At 65.7% G+C, this 21,470-nt stretch carries 22 protein-coding genes; 11 read left to right on the top strand and 11 right to left on the bottom strand.

What is annotated here, in order from left to right; translation table 11 throughout:
• Nucleotides 1–10 precede the first annotated feature (10 nt).
• From LV28_RS45570 to LV28_RS45550, 5 genes are all read left to right on the top strand, one after another.
• Nucleotides 11–202, top strand: a complete 192-nt coding sequence (locus LV28_RS45570) for a hypothetical protein (RefSeq protein ID WP_023597749.1) — start codon at nt 11–13, stop codon at nt 200–202.
• Entirely contained in the window at nt 199–1,005 is an 807-nt protein-coding gene (gene phnE, locus LV28_RS45565) for a phosphonate ABC transporter, permease protein PhnE (RefSeq protein WP_038619652.1), read from the top strand. The genes LV28_RS45570 and phnE overlap by 4 nt, the downstream gene beginning before the upstream one ends.
• A gap of 194 nt (nt 1,006–1,199) precedes the next feature.
• Nucleotides 1,200–1,859, top strand: coding sequence for a MarR family transcriptional regulator (locus tag LV28_RS45560; RefSeq protein ID WP_023597747.1), 660 nt, complete (start codon nt 1,200–1,202; stop codon nt 1,857–1,859).
• 2 nt (nt 1,860–1,861) lie between these two features.
• Entirely contained in the window at nt 1,862–2,569 is a 708-nt protein-coding gene (locus LV28_RS45555) for a hypothetical protein (RefSeq protein WP_023597746.1), read from the top strand.
• 44 nt (nt 2,570–2,613) lie between these two features.
• Entirely contained in the window at nt 2,614–3,303 is a 690-nt protein-coding gene (locus LV28_RS45550) for a hypothetical protein (protein ID WP_063598881.1), read from the top strand.
• Here LV28_RS45550 and LV28_RS45545 read toward each other — a convergent pair.
• From LV28_RS45545 to phnG, 7 genes are read right to left on the bottom strand one after another with little or no spacing between them, the layout of a single operon-like run.
• Complete coding sequence (locus LV28_RS45545; RefSeq protein WP_025249897.1) at nt 3,281–4,417, bottom strand: alpha-D-ribose 1-methylphosphonate 5-triphosphate diphosphatase; 1,137 nt, start codon at nt 4,415–4,417, stop codon at nt 3,281–3,283. The genes LV28_RS45550 and LV28_RS45545 overlap by 23 nt on opposite strands.
• A 16-nt stretch (nt 4,418–4,433) precedes the next feature.
• A complete protein-coding gene (gene phnL, locus LV28_RS45540) occupies nt 4,434–5,156 on the bottom strand; it encodes a phosphonate C-P lyase system protein PhnL (RefSeq protein ID WP_038621994.1) in 723 nt (240 codons plus the stop codon).
• Between the two features lie 56 nt (nt 5,157–5,212).
• Nucleotides 5,213–5,992, bottom strand: coding sequence for a phosphonate C-P lyase system protein PhnK (gene phnK / locus LV28_RS45535; RefSeq protein ID WP_029754391.1), 780 nt, complete (start codon nt 5,990–5,992; stop codon nt 5,213–5,215).
• A 44-nt stretch (nt 5,993–6,036) separates the two neighbouring features.
• Nucleotides 6,037–6,933: an alpha-D-ribose 1-methylphosphonate 5-phosphate C-P-lyase PhnJ gene (locus LV28_RS45530; protein WP_048806512.1), complete on the bottom strand. Its 897-nt coding sequence runs from the start codon at nt 6,931–6,933 to the stop codon at nt 6,037–6,039.
• Entirely contained in the window at nt 6,930–8,123 is a 1,194-nt protein-coding gene (locus tag LV28_RS45525; protein ID WP_038619657.1) for a carbon-phosphorus lyase complex subunit, read from the bottom strand. The genes LV28_RS45530 and LV28_RS45525 overlap by 4 nt, the downstream gene beginning before the upstream one ends.
• Nucleotides 8,123–8,776 (bottom strand): phosphonate C-P lyase system protein PhnH, encoded by a 654-nt coding sequence (gene phnH / locus LV28_RS45520; protein ID WP_025249894.1) that lies wholly within the window; start codon nt 8,774–8,776, stop codon nt 8,123–8,125. Before phnH ends, LV28_RS45525 begins: the two co-directional genes overlap by 1 nt.
• The gene (phnG, locus tag LV28_RS45515; protein ID WP_069106851.1) at nt 8,777–9,259 is read right to left on the bottom strand and encodes a phosphonate C-P lyase system protein PhnG; all 483 of its coding nucleotides are present in this window, start codon (nt 9,257–9,259) and stop codon (nt 8,777–8,779) included.
• 94 nt (nt 9,260–9,353) lie between these two features.
• On the opposite strand from phnG, the gene phnF reads away from it, so the two are divergent.
• The 6 genes from phnF (at nt 9,354) to purU (ending at nt 16,192) form a co-directional block, all read left to right on the top strand.
• The gene (gene phnF, locus LV28_RS45510; protein ID WP_023597737.1) at nt 9,354–10,115 is read left to right on the top strand and encodes a phosphonate metabolism transcriptional regulator PhnF; all 762 of its coding nucleotides are present in this window, start codon (nt 9,354–9,356) and stop codon (nt 10,113–10,115) included.
• A complete protein-coding gene (locus LV28_RS45505) occupies nt 10,112–10,855 on the top strand; it encodes a DUF1045 domain-containing protein (protein WP_038619663.1) in 744 nt (247 codons plus the stop codon). The genes phnF and LV28_RS45505 overlap by 4 nt, the downstream gene beginning before the upstream one ends.
• A complete protein-coding gene (gene phnN / locus LV28_RS45500) occupies nt 10,852–11,409 on the top strand; it encodes a phosphonate metabolism protein/1,5-bisphosphokinase (PRPP-forming) PhnN (RefSeq protein WP_023873001.1) in 558 nt (185 codons plus the stop codon). The genes LV28_RS45505 and phnN overlap by 4 nt, the downstream gene beginning before the upstream one ends.
• A 220-nt stretch (nt 11,410–11,629) precedes the next feature.
• The gene (locus LV28_RS45495; protein WP_038619666.1) at nt 11,630–14,119 is read left to right on the top strand and encodes a GcvT family protein; all 2,490 of its coding nucleotides are present in this window, start codon (nt 11,630–11,632) and stop codon (nt 14,117–14,119) included.
• 221 nt (nt 14,120–14,340) lie between these two features.
• Nucleotides 14,341–15,192: an NUDIX hydrolase gene (locus LV28_RS45490; protein ID WP_023597733.1), complete on the top strand. Its 852-nt coding sequence runs from the start codon at nt 14,341–14,343 to the stop codon at nt 15,190–15,192.
• 127 nt (nt 15,193–15,319) lie between these two features.
• Complete coding sequence (gene purU, locus LV28_RS45485; RefSeq protein WP_023597732.1) at nt 15,320–16,192, top strand: formyltetrahydrofolate deformylase; 873 nt, start codon at nt 15,320–15,322, stop codon at nt 16,190–16,192.
• 85 nt (nt 16,193–16,277) lie between these two features.
• On the opposite strand, the gene LV28_RS45480 is transcribed toward purU, so the two are convergent.
• From LV28_RS45480 to LV28_RS45465, 4 genes are all read right to left on the bottom strand, one after another.
• Nucleotides 16,278–17,654, bottom strand: a complete 1,377-nt coding sequence (locus LV28_RS45480; RefSeq protein ID WP_081326961.1) for an MFS transporter — start codon at nt 17,652–17,654, stop codon at nt 16,278–16,280.
• Between the two features lie 230 nt (nt 17,655–17,884).
• Nucleotides 17,885–18,307 (bottom strand): DUF488 domain-containing protein, encoded by a 423-nt coding sequence (locus LV28_RS45475; protein ID WP_023597730.1) that lies wholly within the window; start codon nt 18,305–18,307, stop codon nt 17,885–17,887.
• A gap of 98 nt (nt 18,308–18,405) precedes the next feature.
• Entirely contained in the window at nt 18,406–19,539 is a 1,134-nt protein-coding gene (locus LV28_RS45470; protein ID WP_038619673.1) for a 2-aminoethylphosphonate--pyruvate transaminase, read from the bottom strand.
• Nucleotides 19,540–19,673: 134 nt separating this feature from the next.
• Entirely contained in the window at nt 19,674–21,467 is a 1,794-nt protein-coding gene (locus LV28_RS45465; RefSeq protein WP_080685120.1) for a putative 2-aminoethylphosphonate ABC transporter permease subunit, read from the bottom strand.
• Nucleotides 21,468–21,470 lie beyond the last annotated feature (3 nt).

The following is a 21,470-nucleotide window of genomic DNA, read 5'->3' as shown; positions in this document are numbered from 1 at the left end:
CGTCAGCGGCATGCGTCTCGCAAATGCATCGATGCAGACGCAATTCGACGTTGTCTCGCAGGGCGGCGCCTGCTGCCCTGCCATCGAAGCCGGCGGGCCCGTGGATCGTGTGGTACGGCCCGCCGGCGTCGATGCCGAACGAAATTTCGCCGGTGGCGTCGCACGGCGCGGCGACCGGTACGACCTGTGGTACTCGACATGAACACCAGCGTTCCCCTCACTGCAAATGGCCGTCTGCCGGGCGAGCCGCCCAAGCGTTCGTGGTTGTCCCTGATCGGCTGGGGGGCGTTCTTTCTGATTCTGGTGTGGTCCTGGGGGGGCGCGGACATGCGTCCACTCGATCTGTTTCGCGATTCCGGCAACATGAGCCAGTTCGCGCATGATTTCTTCCCGCCGGACTTCAAGGACTGGCGCGTCTACGTTCACGAAATGCTCGTGACGATTCACATCGCGGTGTGGGGCACGGCGCTGGCGGTGGTGTGCTCGATTCCGATGGGGCTGCTCTCCGCGTCCAACATGGTGCCTGCGGGGGTGTATCAGCCGGTGCGCCGGGTGATGGATGCGTGCCGCGCGATCAACGAGATGGTGTTTGCCATGCTCTTCATCGTGGCCGTGGGACTGGGGCCATTCGCGGGCGTGCTCGCGCTATGGGTGCACACGACGGGTACGCTCTCGAAGCTCTTCGCCGAGGCGGTGGAGGCCATCGATCCGCGTCCGGTCGAGGGCGTTCGCGCGACCGGTGCGCGGGCCATCGACGAAATCCTGTACGGCGTGCTGCCGCAGGTCATGCCGCTGTGGATCTCGTACACGCTGTACCGCTTCGAGTCGAACGTGCGTTCGGCGTCGGTGGTGGGCATGGTGGGTGCGGGCGGCATTGGCGTGGTGCTCTACGAAGTGATCCGCAGCTTCCAGTACGCACAGACATGCGCCGTGATGCTGATCATGATCGTCGTGGTCACCTGCATCGACGTGTTCTCGGCGCGCGTGCGAAAGATGGTGATCTGACATCGCGGCACCCGGCCGGGCCAGGGAATGGAACAAAGGGCGCTTCGGCGCCCTTTGATTTTTTTGTCGCGCGGACTCCCGTTCGCGATTGGATTCACGACGCCAGTGCGCGGGCTTGGGACTTGACATTTCGATGCGTGAAAAAATAACATGTCCTCTGTCCATGGACAGTGGACGAAACATGGAGGGCCAACTTGAAAAGTCAAGACATATTTCTGCTTCTCAAGCTCGTATCGCTATCCCGGCGTTCGGTTCGCGGTGACGAGCTGAGCGACCCGGGGAACCCCGTGCTCGATTCCAGCGCGCATGTCGAAGACGAGCGGCATGACTGGTCCGACGAGAAGTCCGGGAGTGTTTCCCGGTCTCGTGCTCATGCAATCTCCCTGCATGAACAGTACAGTGTTCGCTCGCTGGCAGTGGCGACCGGTATCAGCAAATCAGAGATTAGCAACATTCTTCAGCGGTGCTACCGATCAGGGCTTGCGAAACTCTCCGTGGAAGCCGGTCATCCGGTCGTCAACACGAAAGCACTCTGTGAGTTCATTACGTTCGGTATCCGGTACGTTTTCCCCGCTTCCATGGGCGAGATGACCCGGGGGATCGCCACCGGATTGACGGCGCCTATTTTCGGCGGCGCGTTGCGTGCCGGCACGGATTTCGTCCCGGTATGGCCTGACCCAAAGGGCGATACTTCCGGGCTGGCCGTCGAGCCGCTTTTCCGGACCGTTCCAAGAGCGGTTCGCGTCGACGCCGATCTCTATGCCATGTTGGCGTTGGTCGATTCCATTCGAATCGGACAACCGCGGGAAAAGAAATTGGCCGCATCGAAACTGGAAGCTCTGTTACGAGGGTGAGCATGGCTACTTACGAAGATCATCTCGGCATGATCAGCGCAGTCGCATCCGCAATGGGGCAGCCGATATGCGATGAGGTTGCTTTCGTCGGAGGATGCACAACGGCATTGCTTCTGACAGACGACTTCACTAAACAGCAGGTGCGTCATACCGACGATGTGGATCTGATCGTTCACGTCATCAGCACCGCGGGTTGGCACGCGATGGTGGATCGCTTGAGGGGGGCGGGATTTCGGGAGCGGATGGACGAGGACGGGCCGATTTGCGCAATGTTTCTTGACGATCTGCGTGTGGATTTCATGCCGGACGATCCAGATATTCTGGGATTCTCGAATCAATGGTATGCAAGCGCACATCGAACTTCGTCAACGCTGGCGTTGCCGAACGGATTGAGCATCAAGCTCGTGGCACCAGCATACTTCGTGGCCACGAAGATCGAAGCGTACCTATCCCGAGGCAAGGGAGACCCACTGATGAGCCAGGATATCGAGGACATCCTGACGCTGATTGATGGGCGAGCGGAACTCCTTGACGAACTTCTCGCTGCGCCAACCGATTTGAGAGTCTATGTCTCGACCCAGTTGCGAGCACTGACGGGACACCGGGACTTCGAATACGCGATCGCAGCGGCCGCCAATGGAGATGATGGTCGCGAGCGCGAGATCGCCGGGAGAGTCGCACGCATTATTTCCTTGAACGGCCTGACATGAACTCGCCGTGCACGCTGGGTATGCGTTGGTGCAGCCGACGAGGCATGTCCAAAATGGAAAATCGTGACGCGTGCGGGATGTTTCGCTCGAGCGAGTATATGTTGGTCGTCGTGATGGACGCGACGGACCACGGCGCATTGGGCGTTGAGTTCAATGGCGCCTGGCTGACGAGCATTGCCGGCTTGCTGTCGCAAGAGGCACCGTCAGCGGACGATGTTGTGTCGGCGATGCGCGAAGCCCATGGCGGGTTGGATGTCAGGCGCTACCTTCATGAACGCGCATGCTATGCGGCTCTGCTTTTGGACGGTGAAGGCAACGCCACAACGCTGACCTGTGGCGACTGCCGTGTCGGGCTGCAGCTCGCGTCAGGGAGGGTCCTTTGGGTATCGCGACCGCATACATATTCTGAAAGTGGCGTTTTTCGCTATGGCGACCAACGCCCAGTGTCTCGGCATATCGTCACCAGAACGCTCCGCGCACGGCGCGGATTCGAATCTCCGGAAATGTCGCGGCTCAAGATCGAAGGGGATGCGCAATGGATCGTGGCGACTGATGGATATTGGGCAAACGTTGCGTCGGCCGAACAAAGCCGAGACGATGACGCAAGCCACGCCATCATCGCACCGCACGCTGGCGTTGAACTGGACACGGATTGCGCCAACTATATCTTGAAGGACTACGTGCGCGACACCTCTCCGACAGACGTGAGCCTCATGCGATACGTTGCCCCATGAGATACGTCGCGCGCGGCACCGGCGGCATGCCGGGACGCACGGCCACGCGCACCATGTCCGCGCGCAGGCCGGGCACGATGCCGCCGCGATCGGCCAGGCCCGCTGAGCGCGCGGGATTCCACGACACCGTGCGCATTGCCTTCGACAACGTCCAGCCGATGTCGGTGTGCAACTGGAAGGCCGCTTGCAGCAGGCTCGACGGGACATAGTCCGACGACAGTATGTCGAGCACGTCCTCGCGCGCGAGATCGGCCGCCGCTACGTTGCCCGAGTGCGAACCGCCGCGCACGATGTTCGGTGCGCCCATGATCACACCGATCGCGTGGGCGTGCGCGCCGCGCGCGGCGGCCAGCGTCGTCGGGAATTCCGAGAGCGCCACGCCGTCGCGCACCGCTTCGGCCACGTGGTCGAGCGACGTGTCGTCGTGGCTCGCCAGCGGCAGCCCGCGCGCACGGCTCATCTCCACGATCCGACGGCGGTGCGGCTGCGCGAACGCCTCCTGCTGCGCGATGAGTTCCGCGAGCATGGCCCGCCAGTGTTCGTCCGACACCTTGCCGTTGCGCTCGTGGTACTGCCGGTACATCGCCGGGTCGTGCCACTGGCGCTGCCCCGGTGTGTGATCCATCACCGAGACCAGGCGCAGCAGCGGGTGCTCGCACATTTCGGCGAACGCGTCGGCGGCGTCGTGCGTGGCGACTTCGCAGCGCAGATGCAGGAAGTGCTCGGCACGAAACAGACCGGCCGCGGCCGTGTCGAGCAGTGCCTGGCCGCACGCGTTCTGCACCTTGCGGCTGCGTAGACCGAAAGCGTCGCGCTCGCCGAGCACGAGCGAGTCGAACACGGTCGTAATGCCGGCCGCCGCAACCTGCGCGTCGTGAATGGCAAACGCGGCGTGCGTGTTCCAGATCACCCCGGGGCGCGGCGCGAGATGCTTCTCCAGATTGTCGGTGTGCAGCTCGACCAGTCCGGGTAGCAGATGATCGCCCTCCCAGTCGACGGCGCCGGGCACCTGCGTGGTGCCTTCCTCCACGCCGTGAATGCGACCCTCGCGCACCTCGACCACACCGATGAAGGTGGTCTCCGGTGTGACGATGCGGGCGTTCTTGATGAGCATGAACAAACTCCGGAAATCAATGAGCGGGACGCAGCACGGGACGCATGGCCAGCGTGCGCGTGGCCACTTCGTCGCGGGTTGCCTCGTCGTGAAAAATGCCGACGATCGCGCTGCCGGCCGCGCGCGCTTCGACGATCAGTTGCGCGACCACGGCGCGGTTGGACGCGTCGAGCGATGCCGTGGGTTCGTCGAGTAGCAGCACGGGGGGGGCGGCGATGAGACCGCGCGCGATGTTGATGCGCTGCTGCTCGCCGCCGGAGAACGTGGCCGGAGCGAGCGACCAGAGACGCTCGGGAATGTTCAGGCGATCGAGCAGATGACATGCGCGCTGCGCGGCGTCGCGGTCGTCGCAGCCGAGGCGGCGCAGCGGCTCGGCCACGATGTCGAGCGCGCTCACGCGCGGAATCACGCGCAGGAACTGGCTGACGTAGCCGAGCGTGGTGCGGCGCACCGAGAGCACCTCGCGCGCGTTCGCCGTGCTCAGGTCCACCCAGCGCTGCGCACTGCCGTCGTCATGTCGAATCTCGATGCGGCCCTCGCCGACGAGATAGTTGCCATAGAGGCAGCGCAGCAGCGTGCTCTTGCCCGCGCCCGAGGGGCCGACGAGCGCGACGCATTCGCCACGCCTCACGGCAAGGTCCACGCCGTCGAGCGCCGGAATGGTCGCGCCGCCCTGGGCGTGCAGCACGAACGCCTTGCGCAGGCCCTTCGCACGAAGCATCACGTCGTGCTCGTGCATGGCGAGCCCAACGGATGCCTGGGGCGTCGTTGTGTCGTTCGAGGAAAGCATGCGCGTCATACGGGAAGTACCGAGGAGACCAGCAGTTGCGTGTAGGGATGTTGCGGGTCGTCGAGCACCTGATCGGTGAGGCCCGCCTCGACCACGCGGCCCGCCTGCATCACCATCAGGCGGTGTGCGATGAGGCGTGCAACGCCGATATCGTGCGTCACGATGATGGCGGCAAGATGAAGGCGCTCCACGAGCGAGCGCAGCAGATCGAGCAGGCGTGCCTGCACCGACACGTCGAGCCCGGCGGTCGGCTCGTCCATGAACACGAGGCGTGGCTCGGTCACGAGATTGCGCGCGATTTGCAGACGTTGCTGCATGCCGCCGGAGAACGCGCCGGGCATGTCGTCGACGCGGGCCGGGTCGAGCTCGACCTGCGCCATCCAGTGGCGGGCCTTGGCGCGGATGTCGCCGAAGTGGCGTGCGCCCACCGCCATCAGCCGGTCGCCGATATTGCCGCCCGCGGAGACATTCATGCGCAGCCCGTCGCGTGGGTTCTGCTCCACGAAGCCCCACTCGGTGCGCAGCAGATGGCGCTTGCGCGCCTCGTCGAGCGTTCCCAGGTCGTGCAGCGCACCGTCGGCGTCGCGATAGTGCAGCGAACCGGTATCGATCGCATGGCGCAGCGCCAGCGCATTGAGGAGAGTGGACTTACCCGAACCCGATTCTCCCACCACGCACACCACTTCACCCGGCCACAGGTCGAATGTCACGTCCGCGCAGCCGATGCGATCGCCGTACCGTTTCCCGAGCCCCGCCACGCGCAGCAGGGGTGCCTGCGTCGGCATCGCATCGTGCCGTTCGACCTGCCGCAATGGATTCGTCGACGGCGTCATGCGGCCTCCCTGTCGTTCGTGCGGCGCCCGCAGTAGTCGCTGTCGGAGCAGACGTGCATGCGTGTGCCCGCGTCGTCGGTAATGACTTCGTCCAGGAAACTGTCGGTGGCGCCGCACAGCGCACAGTGCGCGTTCCACTTCTGGATCTCGAACGGGCGATCGTCGAAGTCGAGGCTCTCGACGGGGGTGTAGGGCGGGATGGCATACAGGCGCCGCTCGCGTCCCGCGCCGAACAGTTGCAGCGCCGGGTTCATATGGAGCTTGGGGTTGTCGAACTTCGGGATCGGCGAGGGCGACGTGAGATAGCGCCCGTTCACGATGACCGGATAGTCGTAAGTGGTGGCAATCGCGCCGTGGCGCACGATGTCTTCGTACAGGCGCACGCGCATGAGGCCATATTCGCCAAGCGCGTGCAGCTTGCGCGATTGCGCGATGCGCGGCTCCAGCCGGAACAGCGGCTCGGGCATCGGCACCTGATAGACCATGATCTGGCCTTCGCGTAGCGGGGTTTCAGGAATGCGGTGACGTGTCTGGATGATCGTGGCCTCGGACGTTCGTGTCGTCGTGGCCACGCCGGCCGTGCGCGCAAAGAAGCGGCGAATGTTCACCGCGTTGGTTGTGTCGTCGGCACCCTGGTCGATCACCTTGAGCGTGTCGCCGGCGCCGATGATGGCGGCGCTCACCTGAATGCCGCCCGTGCCCCAGCCATACGGCAGCGGCATCTCGCGGCTGCCGAACGGCACCTGATAGCCGGGAATCGCCACGGCCTTGAGCAGGCTGCGGCGGATCGCCCGTTTGGTCTGTTCGTCGAGGAACGCGAAGTTGTAGCCATCGGCCGTGGGCAGGCCGGCTGATGCGCGTGCTGTCGTGCCGGATGCAGCGTCGCGGGTCATGCGGCCTCCTGTGTGGTCGGAGCGCCGGGGCCCGACGGTCCATGCGTCCTGGCGTGCTCGGCGCGCAGCCGTCGCACCAGTTCCAGCTCCGCCTGAAAGTCGACGTAGTGCGGCAGCTTCAGGTGCTGCACGAAGCCCGAGGCCTCGACGTTGTCGCTGTGGTAAAGCACGAATTCCTGTTGCTGCGCGGGCGAGGTGACCTCATCGCCGAGCTCCTGCGTGCGCAAGGCGCGGTCGACGAGCGACATGGCCAGCGCCTTGCGTTCGTTGTGGCCGAAGGCGAGGCCGTAGCCTTGCGTGAACTGTGGTGGCACTTCGCGATTGCCGCCGAATTGCGTGACCATCTGGCATTCCGTCACGGCGATTTCGCCGATGTCGATGGCGAAGCCGAGTTCTTCGGGCACGATCTCGATGGCCACATGGCCAATGCGGATCTCGCCCACGAACGGGTGGTCGTTACCGTAGCCGCGCTGGGTGGAATATCCGAGGGCAAGCAGGAAGCCTTCGTCGCCGCGTGCGAGGTTTTGCAGGCGGGCCGTGCGCGACGCGGGCGTGAAGAGCGGTGAGTGCACCAGGTCGTGCGGCTCGGGGTCGTCGTTATCGGCGTGCGCGGATGTCTCGAGCAGGCCGTCGCGCTGCAGGATGTCGGTCACGCGAGGAATGGGGAGGAGGGGAGGCACGGTGGGGCCTGCTCCGTGCGCAACGCCGTCCGCCGGGCATCCCACCGCGGCATCGGGGCTGGTTCGCTGCGTATCGTGTGCGTCGAGGTCGTGCACCTCGTCTTCGTCGAGCAGCGAGAAATCGAGCAGGCGCTGCGTGTAATCGTATGTGGCACCGAGCGTCTGGCCGCCGGGCACGTCCTTGAACGTGGCGGAGATGCGGCGCGACAGGCGCATCGCGGCCGTGTCGACGGGGCGCGTGGTGCCCAGTCGGGGCAGGGTCGTGCGATACGCACGCAGCAGGAAGATCGCTTCGACCAGATCGCCGGCCGCCTGCTTGATGGCCAGCGCGGCAAGCGTCTCGTCGTACAGCGCGCCTTCGCTCATCACGCGCGCGACGGCCAGACGCATCTGCTCGCGGATCTGCGTGACGGTGAGCGCGGGAACGTTGGGGTTGCCGCGTCGCGCCCGAGCGAGCAGGTCCCAGGAGCTTTCGATGGCGCGTTCGCCACCTTTGACGGCCACATACATCAGCAAACCTCCACGTGGGTGGTGCGCGGCAAACCGAGCAGGCGGTCGCCGGCGGCGATCAGCAGATCGAGTCCGGCGGGAAAGCGCGGCGCAAGTGCGGCGCGCGACTGCCAGAAGGCCGCGTCGAGCCCGCCCACGCTCACGTCGGCGTGCGAGGCAATGCCCGGCCCGCGCAACCGCAGTGCCAGTGCGCTGTTGGAATGTCGGTCGCGACGGGCGGTGTGCCCGGCCGCGAGCGTCGGCACGTCGACGATCAGCGTGGCGCTGTGCTCCGGCGACTCCGCCGTGCCGAAGGCGAATCGCTCGAGCGGCGGGCAGTGCGCGGGATCGGTGAGCAGCGCGAACTGCGCGCCGGCCAGTTCGGACTCGCTGCTCAGCAGTGTCGCCCCCGTATGAAAGCGCAAAGCGCTCGCGACTTCGGGCAGCGGCGATTGCAACCAGACCGGCGTGGTTGCGTCGGCCAGCGCGAGCAGCACGGCGCGCGCGGCGACGCTGGCTTGCTCGCTGGGCGCGAGCCGGCTGCCCACGCTGCATAACCGGCCCGGCCGGGCCAGTGCGTCGAGCACGGCACGGAATACGCCTTGCGCGTCATGCACGGGATCGACGAATCCGGGTTGCAGTTGCGACCAGTCGGGCATCGATGTCATCGACATTCAGGCCTCCCGGACCATGGTGAAAAATTCGACGCGGCTCCCGGCCGTATCGGCGTCGAGCTGCGCGGCTGTCGCGGCGAGTCGCCGCGAGATGACCGCCAGCGCACCGGCGGTGATCGTGTGACGATGCCGCGGCATCTGCATGAGCGCGTCGACACGCGCCACGCGCGCGGCGCGCCCGGCGTCGCGGCCGAGCACGTAGCCGGTGCCGACGATGCCGTCGTGCTGGCGCAGGGTGCAGCGCGTGACGGTCGTCTCGCCCAGGTTGAAGCGCTCGCCGTTGCCGCCGACGCGGCCCTGGACCATCACAAGTCCGGTCTGCGGTGCGCGCAACCAGACGAAGTCGGGGACGTCGGGACAACTGGCGATGGCGTCGTCGAGCTCGTTGCGCGTGGCGCGGGCGAGGAGTGCGAGCCATTCCGCGCGGTCCGGCGCGGCAGGATGCCCTGCGTCAGGCATGGGGTCGGATGCGGTGCTTGGCATGATTGTCTAGTCGTATAGACGTGTGTATGATCGCGATGACATCGAATGGGGTAATGCACGCGAACTCATTACAACTTTGCCGGGTGTCAACTTGATGACAGCACAACTCGAACGGGGCGGCGGGGTCGCCGTCTGGCGCCAGATTGCGCAGATCCTTGCCACGGAAATCGGCCAGCGCCGATACGGCGAGGGCTCGCCTGACGACCGTCTGCCCAGCGAGACTGACCTCGCGCAGCGCTTCGGCGTGAATCGGCACACCGTGCGGCGCGCGATCCTCGGGCTCGCGGAACAGGGGCTCGTGAGTGTCGAGCACGGGCGTGGCACCTTCGTGCAGGCGGGGGCGATCGGTTACGTGATCGGCCGTCGCACGCGCTTTACCGAGAATCTTTCCCAGAACCATCTCAAGACGGCGCAGCAGATGCTGTCGGCGCAGAAGATGGCGGCCGACGGCAGCGTGGCGCAGGCGCTCGATTTGCCCGTCGGCGCGCCCGTCTATCGCGTGGAACTCACGCGCCGCAGCCTCGACGCGCAGGGCATCGAGCTGCCGCTTGCCTACAGCGAGAACTGGTTCCCGGCGTCGCGCTTTCCCGACTTTCCCGAGGTTCTGGCGCAGCAAACGTCGATCAGCGCCGCGCTCGCCGGCTTCGGCGTGACCGACTACACGCGTCGCGAGAGCCGCATCGGCGCGCGTCTGCCCGACGCCGACATGGCACGTCACCTCGGCATCAATCGTCAGCAGCCGGTGTTGAGCGTGGAGAGTACCGATGTGGACGAAGCCGGCAAGCCGATCAAGTACGGTATCGCCTATTTCCCGGCCGACCGCATGCAGCTCGTCGTGCAGGGAGACGCGCAATGAGCGGGCGAACGACGTGGGACCTGTCGACTGCACGCTTCGCCATCTACTACGCACCGCCTGAAGCGGGGCGCTGGTGGGAAGAAGGCAGCCGCTGGCTCGGTCGCGATGCGATCACCGGGCGTTTTCTCGATGCGCCGAAGGTGCCGGGCCTCTCGTGCACGGTGCACGATGCGACTGTCGATGCGCGTCGCTACGGATGGCACGGCACGCTCAAGGCGCCGATGAGGTTGGCGCCCGGCGCCCGACTCGGCGATCTGCGCGAAGTCGCGCTCGCGGTGGCGGCACGCCATGGGCCATTCACGCTCGCCATGCGCCCCGGGGTGCTGCCTGCCGGGAGCGGTCAGCGATCCGATTTCGCGGGATTCGTTGCGTTATGCCCGGGCGCTGGCGCGACGCCGGTCAACGTGCTCGCCGAAGACTGCGTGCGCGCATTCGAAACATTGCGCGCGCCGCTGACCGACGCCGAAACGGCGAAGCGCCGGGCGCAGTCGTTGTCTTCGCGGCAAGGGGAATATCTCGCCGCATGGGGCTATCCGTTCGTGTTCGACGAATTTCGTTTCCACATGACGTTGTCCGACCGCGTGGGCACGTCAGACGCCGCGGCGATCGTCGATTGGTGGCAGCCGCGCGTGCAGACCCTCGGGCCGATGTGCGTCGACAGTCTGGCGATCTTCGTCGAGCCCGCGCCGGGCGCGCCGTTTGTGCTGCATGAACGTTTCGCGCTGGGGGGCCGGGCATGAATCGCGCACGCCTGTTCTACGTCATGGGGCCGTCGGGTGCGGGCAAGGACTCGTTGCTGCGCTACGCGCGCGAGCGGCTTGGCAACGCACCGATACTTTTCGCGCACCGCTACATCACGCGCGCACCGACCGACGGCGAGAACCACATCGCACTTTCCGGCGAGGAATTTGCGCAGCGGCGCTCGCTCGGATGCTTTGCGCTCGACTGGGAGAGCCACGATTGCCGGTATGGCATCGGCATCGAAATCGACGCGTGGATGGCGGCGGGGGCAAGCGTGGTCGTGAACGGTTCGCGCGCGTTTCTCCCGCAGGTCGTGCGTCGCTATGGCGAGCGCCTGCACCTGGTCGAGATACGCGTCGATCCCAAGGTGCGCGCACAGCGGCTCGCGAACCGCGGACGCGAAACCGGCGATGCCCTGCACAAGCGCGTGGCGCATCGTGTCGAGTGGTCACCGCCCGACGGCGTGCCGCTTTCGGTCGTCGCCAACGACGGCACGCTCGCACAGGCCGGCGAGCGCTTGTTGGCCGTATTGCGACGTTCGGACGACGCCTGAGCACGAGGTAGTCCGGGCGGGCAGGTCCGGGGCGCCTGGCCACAGGCCGATTCCGGTGTTGATGTCACGGCAATGTCGATGCATGCGATGTTGCATTGCTTGTCGTTATTTTGCAAATTATTGCAAATGGCGCTCACTTTGCGTAATCTCGCGTCATCGCACACGACATCGCCCGTGACGCGATCGCCGGATCGACGCGGGCCAACCCGGGAGCCTCCCCATGACCTCAGCATTGCCCACGCACGCGCGCGTCGTCATCGTCGGCGGCGGCATCGTCGGCTGTTCCGTCGCCTATCACCTGGCAAAACTTGGCTGGGCGGACGTCGTCCTGCTCGAGCAGGGGCAGTTGTCCTGCGGCACGACGTGGCATGCGGCGGGGCTGGTCGGCCAGCTGCGTTCGCAGGAGAGCATGACGAAGCTCATTCGCTACTCCACGAAGCTCTACAGCGAGCTCGAAGCGCAGACGGGGTTGGGCACCGGCTGGAAGGCGTGCGGCTCGCTGTCGGTGGCGCGCACGCGGGAGCGCATGACGCAGCTCAAGCGAACGGCGGCCGTGGCGCGCGCCTATGGCGTGCAATGCGATGTGATCTCCGCGCGCGAGGCGGGCGAACTCTGGCCGGTGATGCGCACCGACGACCTGATCGGGGCGGTCTGGTTGCCGGGCGACGGCAAGGCGAATCCGACCGATCTCACGCAGGCGCTCGCGCGCGGAGCACGCCAACGAGGCGTGCGCATTGCGGAGAACACGCGAATCACCGACATCCACACGGCATCGCCCAACGGCGTGCGCACGGCGACGGGCGTGTCGTGGCGCAACAAGGCGGGCGAGACCGGCCGCATCGACGCGGACATTGTCGTGAACTGCGCGGGGCAATGGGCGAAGGCGGTCGGCCGCATGTGCGGCGTGACCGTGCCGCTGCATTCGGCCGAGCACTATTACATTGTCACGGACCCCATCCCGGGCGTGCATACCGATCTGCCGGTCATGCGCGATCCCGACGGCTACATCTATTTCAAGGAAGAGGTCGGCGGGCTGGTGATGGGCGGCTTCGAGCCGAACGCCAAGCCGTGGGGCATGAACGGCATTCCGGAGAATTTCGAGTTCCAGTTGCTGCCCGACGACTGGGACCAGTTCGAGATCCTGATGGAGAACGCGCTGATGCGGGTGCCGGCGCTCGAGACCGCACAGATACGCCAGTTCTACAACGGGCCGGAATCGTTCACGCCGGACAACAACTTCATCCTCGGCGAAGCGCCGGAGCTGCGCAATTTCTACGTAGGCGCGGGCTTCAACTCAATGGGTATCGCGTCGGCGGGCGGCGCCGGCATGGCGCTCGCCGAGTGGATCGTGGCCGGGGAGCCGACGATGGATCTCTGGCCCGTGGACATTCGCCGCTTTGCGCGCTTCAACGGCAACGACACCTGGCTCCACGATCGCGTGAAGGAGACGCTCGGGCTGCACTACGCCATGCCGTGGCCGAACCGTGAACTCGATACCGCACGGCCGTTCCGGCGTTCCGCGCTCTACGCCACGCTGCTGGCCAAGGGCGCGTGCTTCGGCAGCAAGATGGGCTGGGAACGGCCCAACTTCTTCGCGCCGACGCCCGCGCAGGCACGCATCGACTACAGCTTCGGCCAGCAGAACTGGCATGCCTGGAGCGGCGCCGAACATCGTGCGTGCCGCGAAGCCGTGGCGCTGTTCGACATGAGTTCGTTCTCGAAGCTGCTCATCAAGGGGCGCGACGCGGAGGCCGTACTGCAAGCCTTGTGCGCCAACGATGTCGCCGTGCCGCCAGGCCGCACCGTCTATACCGCCATGCTCAACGAGCGCGGCGGCTACGAATCGGACTTCACCCTCACGCGCCTCGCGCAGGACCAGTACCTGATGGTGACCGGTTCGGCGCAGACCACGCGCGACATGGATTATCTCGAGCGACGCATCGCGAGCCTGCCGGGCGACGCGCGCTGCACCGTGGTCGACGTCACGGGACAGTATGCGGTCCTGGCGTTGATGGGGCCGAACTCGCGCGCGCTGTTGCAGCAAGTCTCCAGGGCCGATTTTTCCAATGAGGCATTTCCGTTCGGCACGAGCCGCGAGATCGACCTTGGCTATGCAACCGTGCGTGCGACGCGCCTGACCTACGTCGGTGAACTGGGATGGGAGCTGTATGTGCCGGTCGAGTTCGCCGTGGGGGTGTATGAGACGCTGCACGCGGCAGGCGGGGCGCTGGGGCTCAAGGACGCGGGCTACTTCGCGATCGAATCGCTGCGTATCGAGAAGGGATATCGCGCGTGGGGCCGCGAGCTCACGCCGGACACCAATCCCGTCGAGGCCGGGCTGACGTTCGCGTGCAAGCTGGCGAGCGGGCACCCGTTCATCGGACGTACCGCCGTCGAACAGGCCCGCGCGAACGGCGTGCACCGTCGACTCGTGAGCGTGGTGCTCGACGGCGCTCAAGACAAGATGCTGTGGGGCGGTGAAGCCGTGTTGCGCGACGGCCGGCCAGTCGGCTCGATCAGTTCGGCAGCCTACGGTCACACCGTGGACGCGCCCGTGGGGCTGGCATTCGTGACGAATTCCGACGAGGCGGTAAGCGCGGCGTATGTCGGGACGGGCCGCTATCAGGTCGATCTGGCCGGCGAACTGATCGACGCAAGGGTGCAACTGCGCCCGCTGTACGATCCCGCGGGCGAGCGCGTCAAGGCCTGAGCCCTTGCGTTCGCCGCGCAGTGGCCCCGGGGCGGGCCTGGCGGTAGCGACGATGGCGGCCGTGGCAGGATCGTCCCGCACGTCCGGCATCGGGACCATGGCGCCGCCTTCGCGTCCCGGGAAATCGCTGCCACGGGCGTACTCGCCGCCGCTTCTGTAAAATGCCGCTTTTGCCTCGATTTCGCGTGCCTCGGATGGGGGCCGCGTCCGGTCTCTGACGTATGTCTTTTGCTTGTATTGCGGCGGCGCGCCGCTTCGACGACAGGGCACATTTGCCGCTCGTGATCGGTTCGCAGCGTTATGGCTGGGTACGCCGTAGCGATGTCGAGTCGTTGTGCCGCTGGCCCGACGTCTTTGAGATCAGTTCGCTCGCGGTGCGTATCCATCCGCGCCACGACACCTGCGAAGCCCGCACGGCGGCCCTCGCTCCGGTGGTCGAGACGCTGGCTGCCGAGGGGCGCATTACCGGCTGGCGCAATGAGCGCTACGCGATTCGCCAGCGGCTGTACGACGCCCCGCTGGCGTGGATCGAGCGGGCGGCATCGCGCTTTTTCGGCACGCGCACGTTCGCCGTGCACGTGAACGGCTTCGTGCCGGCGCGCTTCGTCGGCGAAGCGCCGAAGATGTGGATTGCACGGCGCAGCGTCCTCAAGGCGACCGACCCCGGTTGTCTCGACAATGCGGCGGCGGGCGGTATCGGCAACGGCATCGGCGTGGGCGACACGCTCGTGAAGGAGTGCTGGGAAGAAGCGGGCATTCCGGCGCATCTCGCCAACGAGGCGCGGCCGGGCCGCACGCTGCACATCCTCGCGGAAATCCCCGAGGGCGTGCAGTCCGAGCAGATCTTCGTCTACGATCTCGCGCTGCCGCGCGGCTTCGTGCCCGTGAATCAGGACGGCGAGGCGAGCGCGCATTGGCTGTGTTCGGCCGGCGACGTGCGCGACGTGATCGCGCGGGGCAAGATGACCGTCGATGCGAGCCTCGCGAGCCTGGACTTCCTGCTTCGCGAGGGCGCCATTCGCGTAAAGGACTGCCCCGGGATCGAGGCGTTGTTCAAGCCGGCGGAAGAATAGCGCGCGATCGCGCGACTCCGGCTTCGCGCATTGGCGCGGCGCACGCCACGAGGGCGGTCCACAGGCCGCCGAACCTACAGAATTTCAACACTGCAACGACATTGCAAGCCTTTGCCCAGGAGCAATCATGGCACCGATCGAAAATAGCTACATTCTGAAGTTGTCCTGTCCGGACCGTCCCGGCATCGTCCACACGGTGGCCGGTTTCCTGGTCGAGCGCGGCGGCAACATCCTCGACTCGGCCCAGTTCAACGATCGCTTCACCGGCGGCTTCTTCATGCGCGTGCATTTCCAGCAGCTCCCGGGCCAGACCGATCTCGCCTCGCTGCAACGCGACTTCGCGCCGCTCGCCGAGCAGTTCGAAATGCAATGGGAGCTGGTCGATGCCGCCATCAAGCCGCGCGTGCTGCTCATGGTCTCGAAGATCGGCCACTGCCTGAACGATCTGCTGTTCCGTTACAAGACCGGTCAGCTCAACATCGAAATCCCGGCGATCGTCTCGAATCACAAGGATTTCTACCAACTCGCCGCGAGCTACAACATTCCGTTCCACCATCTGCCGCTGATGAACGCCACCCCGGAATCGAAGGCGGCGCAGGAGGCGAAGGTGTTCGAGCTCGTGGAGGAGAACAACGTGGACCTCGTGGTGCTCGCCCGGTACATGCAGGTGCTCTCGAGCGATCTGTGCAAGAAGCTCGCCGGCCGCGCGATCAACATCCATCACTCGTTCCTGCCGAGCTTCAAGGGCGCGAAGCCCTATTACCAGGCCTTCGATCGCGGCGTGAAGCTGATCGGGGCCACGGCGCATTACGTCACGTCCGACCTCGACGAAGGTCCGATCATCGAGCAGGAAGTGGAGCGTGTGGACCACACCATGGACCCCGAGCAACTGACCGCCATCGGCCGCGACGTGGAATGCGTGGCGCTGGCGCGCGCGGTCCGGTATCACGCCGAGCACCGCATTCTGCTCAACGGGCACAAGACGGTGATCTTCCGCTGAGCCTCGCGAAGCGCGCGCACGAGCCACGAAAACGAAACGCCCGGGACGTCATGTCCCGGGCGTTCTGGTTTTGGGCCGTGCGCGTTCAGCGGGCGTTGCGTTGCGCGAGTTCGTTGCCGGCGTCGCGTTCGAGCCGGGCGATCGACACCGTCGAGCTGATCGCGACGAGCCCCACGACGAGGAATGCCCAGGGGAAGTCGACGTTCGTCACGTGATCGCGCCCGTGCAGCCAGGACGACGTTTGCAGTACGGCCGCGCCGATGGTGATGCCGAGGGTCAGCGAGACCTGCTGGGCGACGCTGGCCAGACTTGTCGCCTGACTCATCCGGTTCGCCGGAACGTCGGCGTAGGAGATGGCGTTCAGGCTGGTGAACTGCAACGAACGGAAGCAGCCGCCGAACAGCAGCGTGCCGAGAATCACCAGGTGCGACGTCTGCGCGGTGAACAGGCCGTAGGCGCTGATGGTGGCCGATGCGATCAGCGCATTGATCATGAGCACGCGCCGGAAGCCCCAGCGTCGAAGGATTCGCAGCGAGAGCGTCTTCATGAACATGGCGCCCGCGGCCGAGATGAACGTTAGCGCGCCGGACTCCATGGGCGTCATGCCGAAACCCAGTTGCAGCATCAGCGGCAGCAGGAACGGGGTGGCGCCCACCCCGATGCGGAACAACGTGCCGCCGGCCACGCCCGCGCGGAAGGTGGGAATGCGGAACAGGTCGAGCCGCAGCAGCGGGTGCGCCAGGCCTCTTGCATGACGCAGATACCCCAGGATCAGACCGGCGCCCAGCGCGACGAGGCCCAGCGCAAGCGGTGTGGGAATCAGGTGCCGACCGATGGTGGAGAGGCCGAGCATCAGGATGGACAGGCCGAGACCCGATAGCACGAAACCCTTGACGTCCAGCGGCGGCAGGTCTTCCTCGTAGAGATCGGGAATGTACTTGGTGGCGAGAACGAAGCCGAGTACGCCGATGGGGATATTGATGAAGAAAATCCAGCGCCAGTGCCAGAACGTGGTGATGAAGCCGCCCAGCGGTGGCCCGAGCACGGGGCCGACCAGCGCGGGGATCGTGAGGTAATTGAGCGCGCGCACCATGTCGCGCTTTTCCACGGACTTGAGCAGGGCGAGGCGTCCTACCGGCACCATCATGGCGCCGCCCATGCCTTGCATGAAGCGCGCGATCACGAGCTCCGGCAAGTTCGTGGAAATGCCGCAGCAGATCGAGCTGAGAACGAACACGCCGATGGCGGTGCGAAAGACGTTGCGCGTGCCGAAGCGATCGGCGATCCAGCCGCTCACCGGAATGAAGACGGCCAGGCTGATGAGGTACGTCGTGAGCGCGAGCTTGAGCGTGATCGGGCTCTCGCCGAAATCCCTCGCGATCAACGGCAACGAGGTGGACAACACGGTGGAATCCATGTTCTCCATGAAGAGCGCGCAGGCAACGATAAGTGGAACGAGCATGAGACACGGCGCGGCCATCGCGACAGCGCGAAAAAACGCATGGACAGGGGCATGAGGCGCCGACGGCGCACAGAGCCTTATAGCAAACTTCCCCACCGCCCGCCGGGCTTGTCCGTCGATCCAGGTGCCACGCGGGGTTGCAACGACGTCGCGCGACGCCGCCGCGTTTCAGTCGGCGGAATACCGTGTCGCGGCCCGATACGGCGTTTCGTGAGGCGAGACGCGGTCGGTCACCTGGCCTCGAGGAAGTCGCGCAGGACGTCGAGGTGCGTGTGCGTATGGGTGTCGTGCTCGACGAGCCGGTGGGCCGCCGTCAGCAGCGTCACCGGCCCCGCTTTCACGCGCGTGCGCAGTTCGGCCAACGTGTCGTTGCGTTCGGCATCGAGAGCGGCGAGTTCGTGCAGATAACGTTCGCGGAACGCGTCGAACTGTTCCGGGTGTTCGTGGAACCACTTGCGAAGTTCCGTGGAGGGCGTGACATCCTTGGCCCAGAAGTCGATTTGCGCGTTGGCCTTGGCAAGCCCGCGCGGCCACAGACGATCGGCCAGGACGCGCTGTCCGTCGTCGGGCCCGGGGGCGTCGTACGCGCGCTTGAAGCGAATGTCGGCACGTTTGGCGCGGCCGCTGGCGCCAGGGGTTTTCGGCGATGGCATGCGGATCACCTCGGAAAGGGCGCGCACGCGCGCGCGACATCCCCAAGCTTACCGGAGGCCCCCGGCCGCGTCGATGGACGAAGCCGGGGGGCGCGGCCTCACGCCGCGCGCGTGAGCGGTGCGACCTGACGGATCCCAAGCGATGCCAGCGATTGCGCGATCGCCGTCACGACGTTGCGCATCTCGTTTTCGTCGATGGCACCGATACAGCCGACGCGGAATGTTTCGAGCTGCGTGAGTTTGCCCGGATACAGGATATAGCCGCGTTCGCGTACCGCGGCGTAGAACGCCTTGAAGTCGTACTTGCTGTCGGCCGGCGCGTGGAACGTGACGATGACCGGTGCCTGCACTTCGGGCGCGAGGAAAGGGCGAAAGCCCAGCGTGGCCATGCCCTCGACGAGCGTTCGGCAGTTCTTGCGATAGCGCTCGCCGCGCACCGGCTGGCCGCCTTCAACGAGGAACTGATCGACGGCGGCGCGTAGTGCGGCGACCACGTGCGTAGGCGGCGTGAAGCGCCACTGCGTGGTCTTCCGCATGTAGACGTACTGATCGTGCAGATCCATCGCGAGCGAGTGGCTGTTGCCGGCGCTCGCTTCGAGCACCGAGCGCTTCGCGATCACGAAGCCCATGCCCGGCACGCCTTCGAGGCATTTGCCGCTTGCCGCGACGAGGGCGTCGAACGGCATCGAGCGAGCGTCGATCTCCACGGCGCCGAACGAACTCATGGCGTCGACGATGAGCCCCCTGCCGTGCTTCTCGCACACGCGCGCGATATCGGCGAGCGGGTTGAGCACGCCCGCGCCGGTTTCGAGGTGCACCTGGGCCACGTGCGTGATCGACGGATCGCGCGTCAGCGCGTCATCGATGGCGGCGGCGCTTGCCGCCGCGTCCTCGGGAATGGGCAGGGCAATCGCGTCGCGCCCCAGATAGCGGCAGATCTTGAGAATGCGCTGACAGTACGCGCCATTGTCCGGCACGAGGATCCGCGCGCCGCGCGGCGTGAGCGTACCGATGGCCGCCTCGACGGAGAATGTCCCGGAGCCTTGCAGCGGCACGCAGACATAGTCGTCGCCACCGTGCACGACATCCACGAGGTCGCGGCACAGCGACGCCGTGATGCGGTTGAACTGGGCGTCCCACGAACCCCAGTCGCGCAGCATGGCCTGTCGGGTGGCCGGCGACGTGGTGAGCGGGCCGGGGGTGAGCAGAATCGGTTCCTGACCGAGAATCATGACCGCCTCCTATCAAGCGGGAAAACAAGCGAGAGAAGTAACAGCGTCGTCGACATGCGGTGCTGCGACGGACCCGGAAGCCGCGGACACAGTGCCGGGTCCCGATACGTGAAACCTCGTGTTTGCGGCGAACCTCAATGACCTTTGCCGACCATGCCCGACGGCCGCCGCCACGCCTGCGTGTAGCGCTCCACCACGATCTGCACGCCGTGATAGAGCAGGCAGGCCAGCATGGACGTGAGCACGACGAGCGTGGCCATGGCGGCGGCCGGGCCGATCGAGCCGGTCTCGTCCATGTTCACGATGGCCACCGAGGCGAGCGACGTGTCGGCGGAGTAAAGGAACACCACGGCGGACACCGTCGTCATCGCGTTGACGAAGAGATACCGGCTGATGTCGATGATGGACGGCAGGCAAATGGGGGCGGACACGCGCCAGAACGTCCGGTAGAACGGCACCTTGAGTGACGCCGACACGTATTCGAATTCGGGATCGATCTGCTTGAGGGCGGTCACGGCGGTGAGATGGCTCGACGAGTAGTAGTGCACCACGTTGACGATCACCAGGATGGCCAGCGTGCCGTAAAGGCCATGCAACGGATTGGATGCCGGAACGAAGAAGAAGATGTAGCCCAGGCCGAGCACGAGGCCGGGCACGCCCATCGGCAATACGGCCATCATGCGGATCAGGCCGCGCACCCATGGCATGCCGCGCGTCTTCTCGAGCAGGTAGGCGATGACGAAGATGGCCGCCGTGCCCCACACCGCGCACCAGAATGCCATCTGCACGCTGTTCATGTAGGCGTCGAACGCGCCGCTCTCGATCAGGCCGAACCGGTAATGTCCGAGCGACAGGCTGAAGTTGTACGGCCAGAACTTCACGAACGACGCGTACACCGCCATGCCCAGAATCGCGAGCATGATCGCCGCCATCGACCAGCACAGCACGGCCATGAGCGCATCGAAGCGGCGCGACGGCTTGGGCGTGTAAGGCACGGCCCGCGCCGAGAGCAGTGCCTGCTGCTTGCGTTGCACCACCGAGTCGACGAGGTACGTGATGCCGACCGGCACGAGCAGCACCAGGCCCACCACCGCGCCCTTCGAGAAATCCTGCTGGCCGATCACGAGCTTGTAGATGTCCGTGGCGAGCACGTTGAAGTCCCCGCCGATGACCTTGGGAATGCCGAAGTCGGAAATTGCATAAGTGAAGACGATCATCGCCGCGCTGATCACGCCATACTTCGCACCTGGCAGCGTGATCGTGAGAAAGCGCCGTACCATTGGCGTGCCGAGCGCGTCGGCCGCTTCGTACAGACGCGCGTCGGTGAGCGACAGCGCCGTGATCAGGATCATGAGCGCATGTGGAAAGGTGGCGTTCACGAGCGACATCACGATGCCCAGCGGACCGTAGATGTCCACGGCGCCCATGAACGGCCGCAGCACCCCCTGGTTGCCGAACCAGAAGATGAACGAGATCGCGGGCAGCAGCGTCGGGCCGAGAATCGGGATCAGGGCGATGTTGCGCAACAGCGACTTGCCGCGAATGCAACTGCGCGTGAGCGCGTACGCGAAGAGAAATGCGAGCGGCACGGTGATGCACGTCGTCACCAGGGAAACCCACACGCTGTTCCAGATCGAGCCGAGCAGGGCGGGGGAATGGAAGTATTCCCGGAAGTGCCGCAGTCCGACGAAATGCCCGTCGTTGTCCTGCACGCTCTTGACGAGAATCGCCGCCATCGGCGCGAGCAGGAACAGCACGCCCGCGGCCGCCGCGACGAGCAACAGCGCGTGGGCCAGGCGATCGGTCCAGTGCGACGCTAGCCGCACCGATCGTGCGCTAGCCGTCGGGTGGTGATCCAGGCGACCGGGGCGGTCGTCGGCCGGGTGCGCCGACGGTGCGCTGCGCAATGTGGAAGGTACGGAGCTCATCGT

It is taken from the genome of Pandoraea pnomenusa (assembly GCF_000767615.3).
GTDB lineage: Bacteria > Pseudomonadota > Gammaproteobacteria > Burkholderiales > Burkholderiaceae > Pandoraea > Pandoraea pnomenusa.
This window is presented reverse-complemented; position numbering and strand designations above follow the sequence as displayed.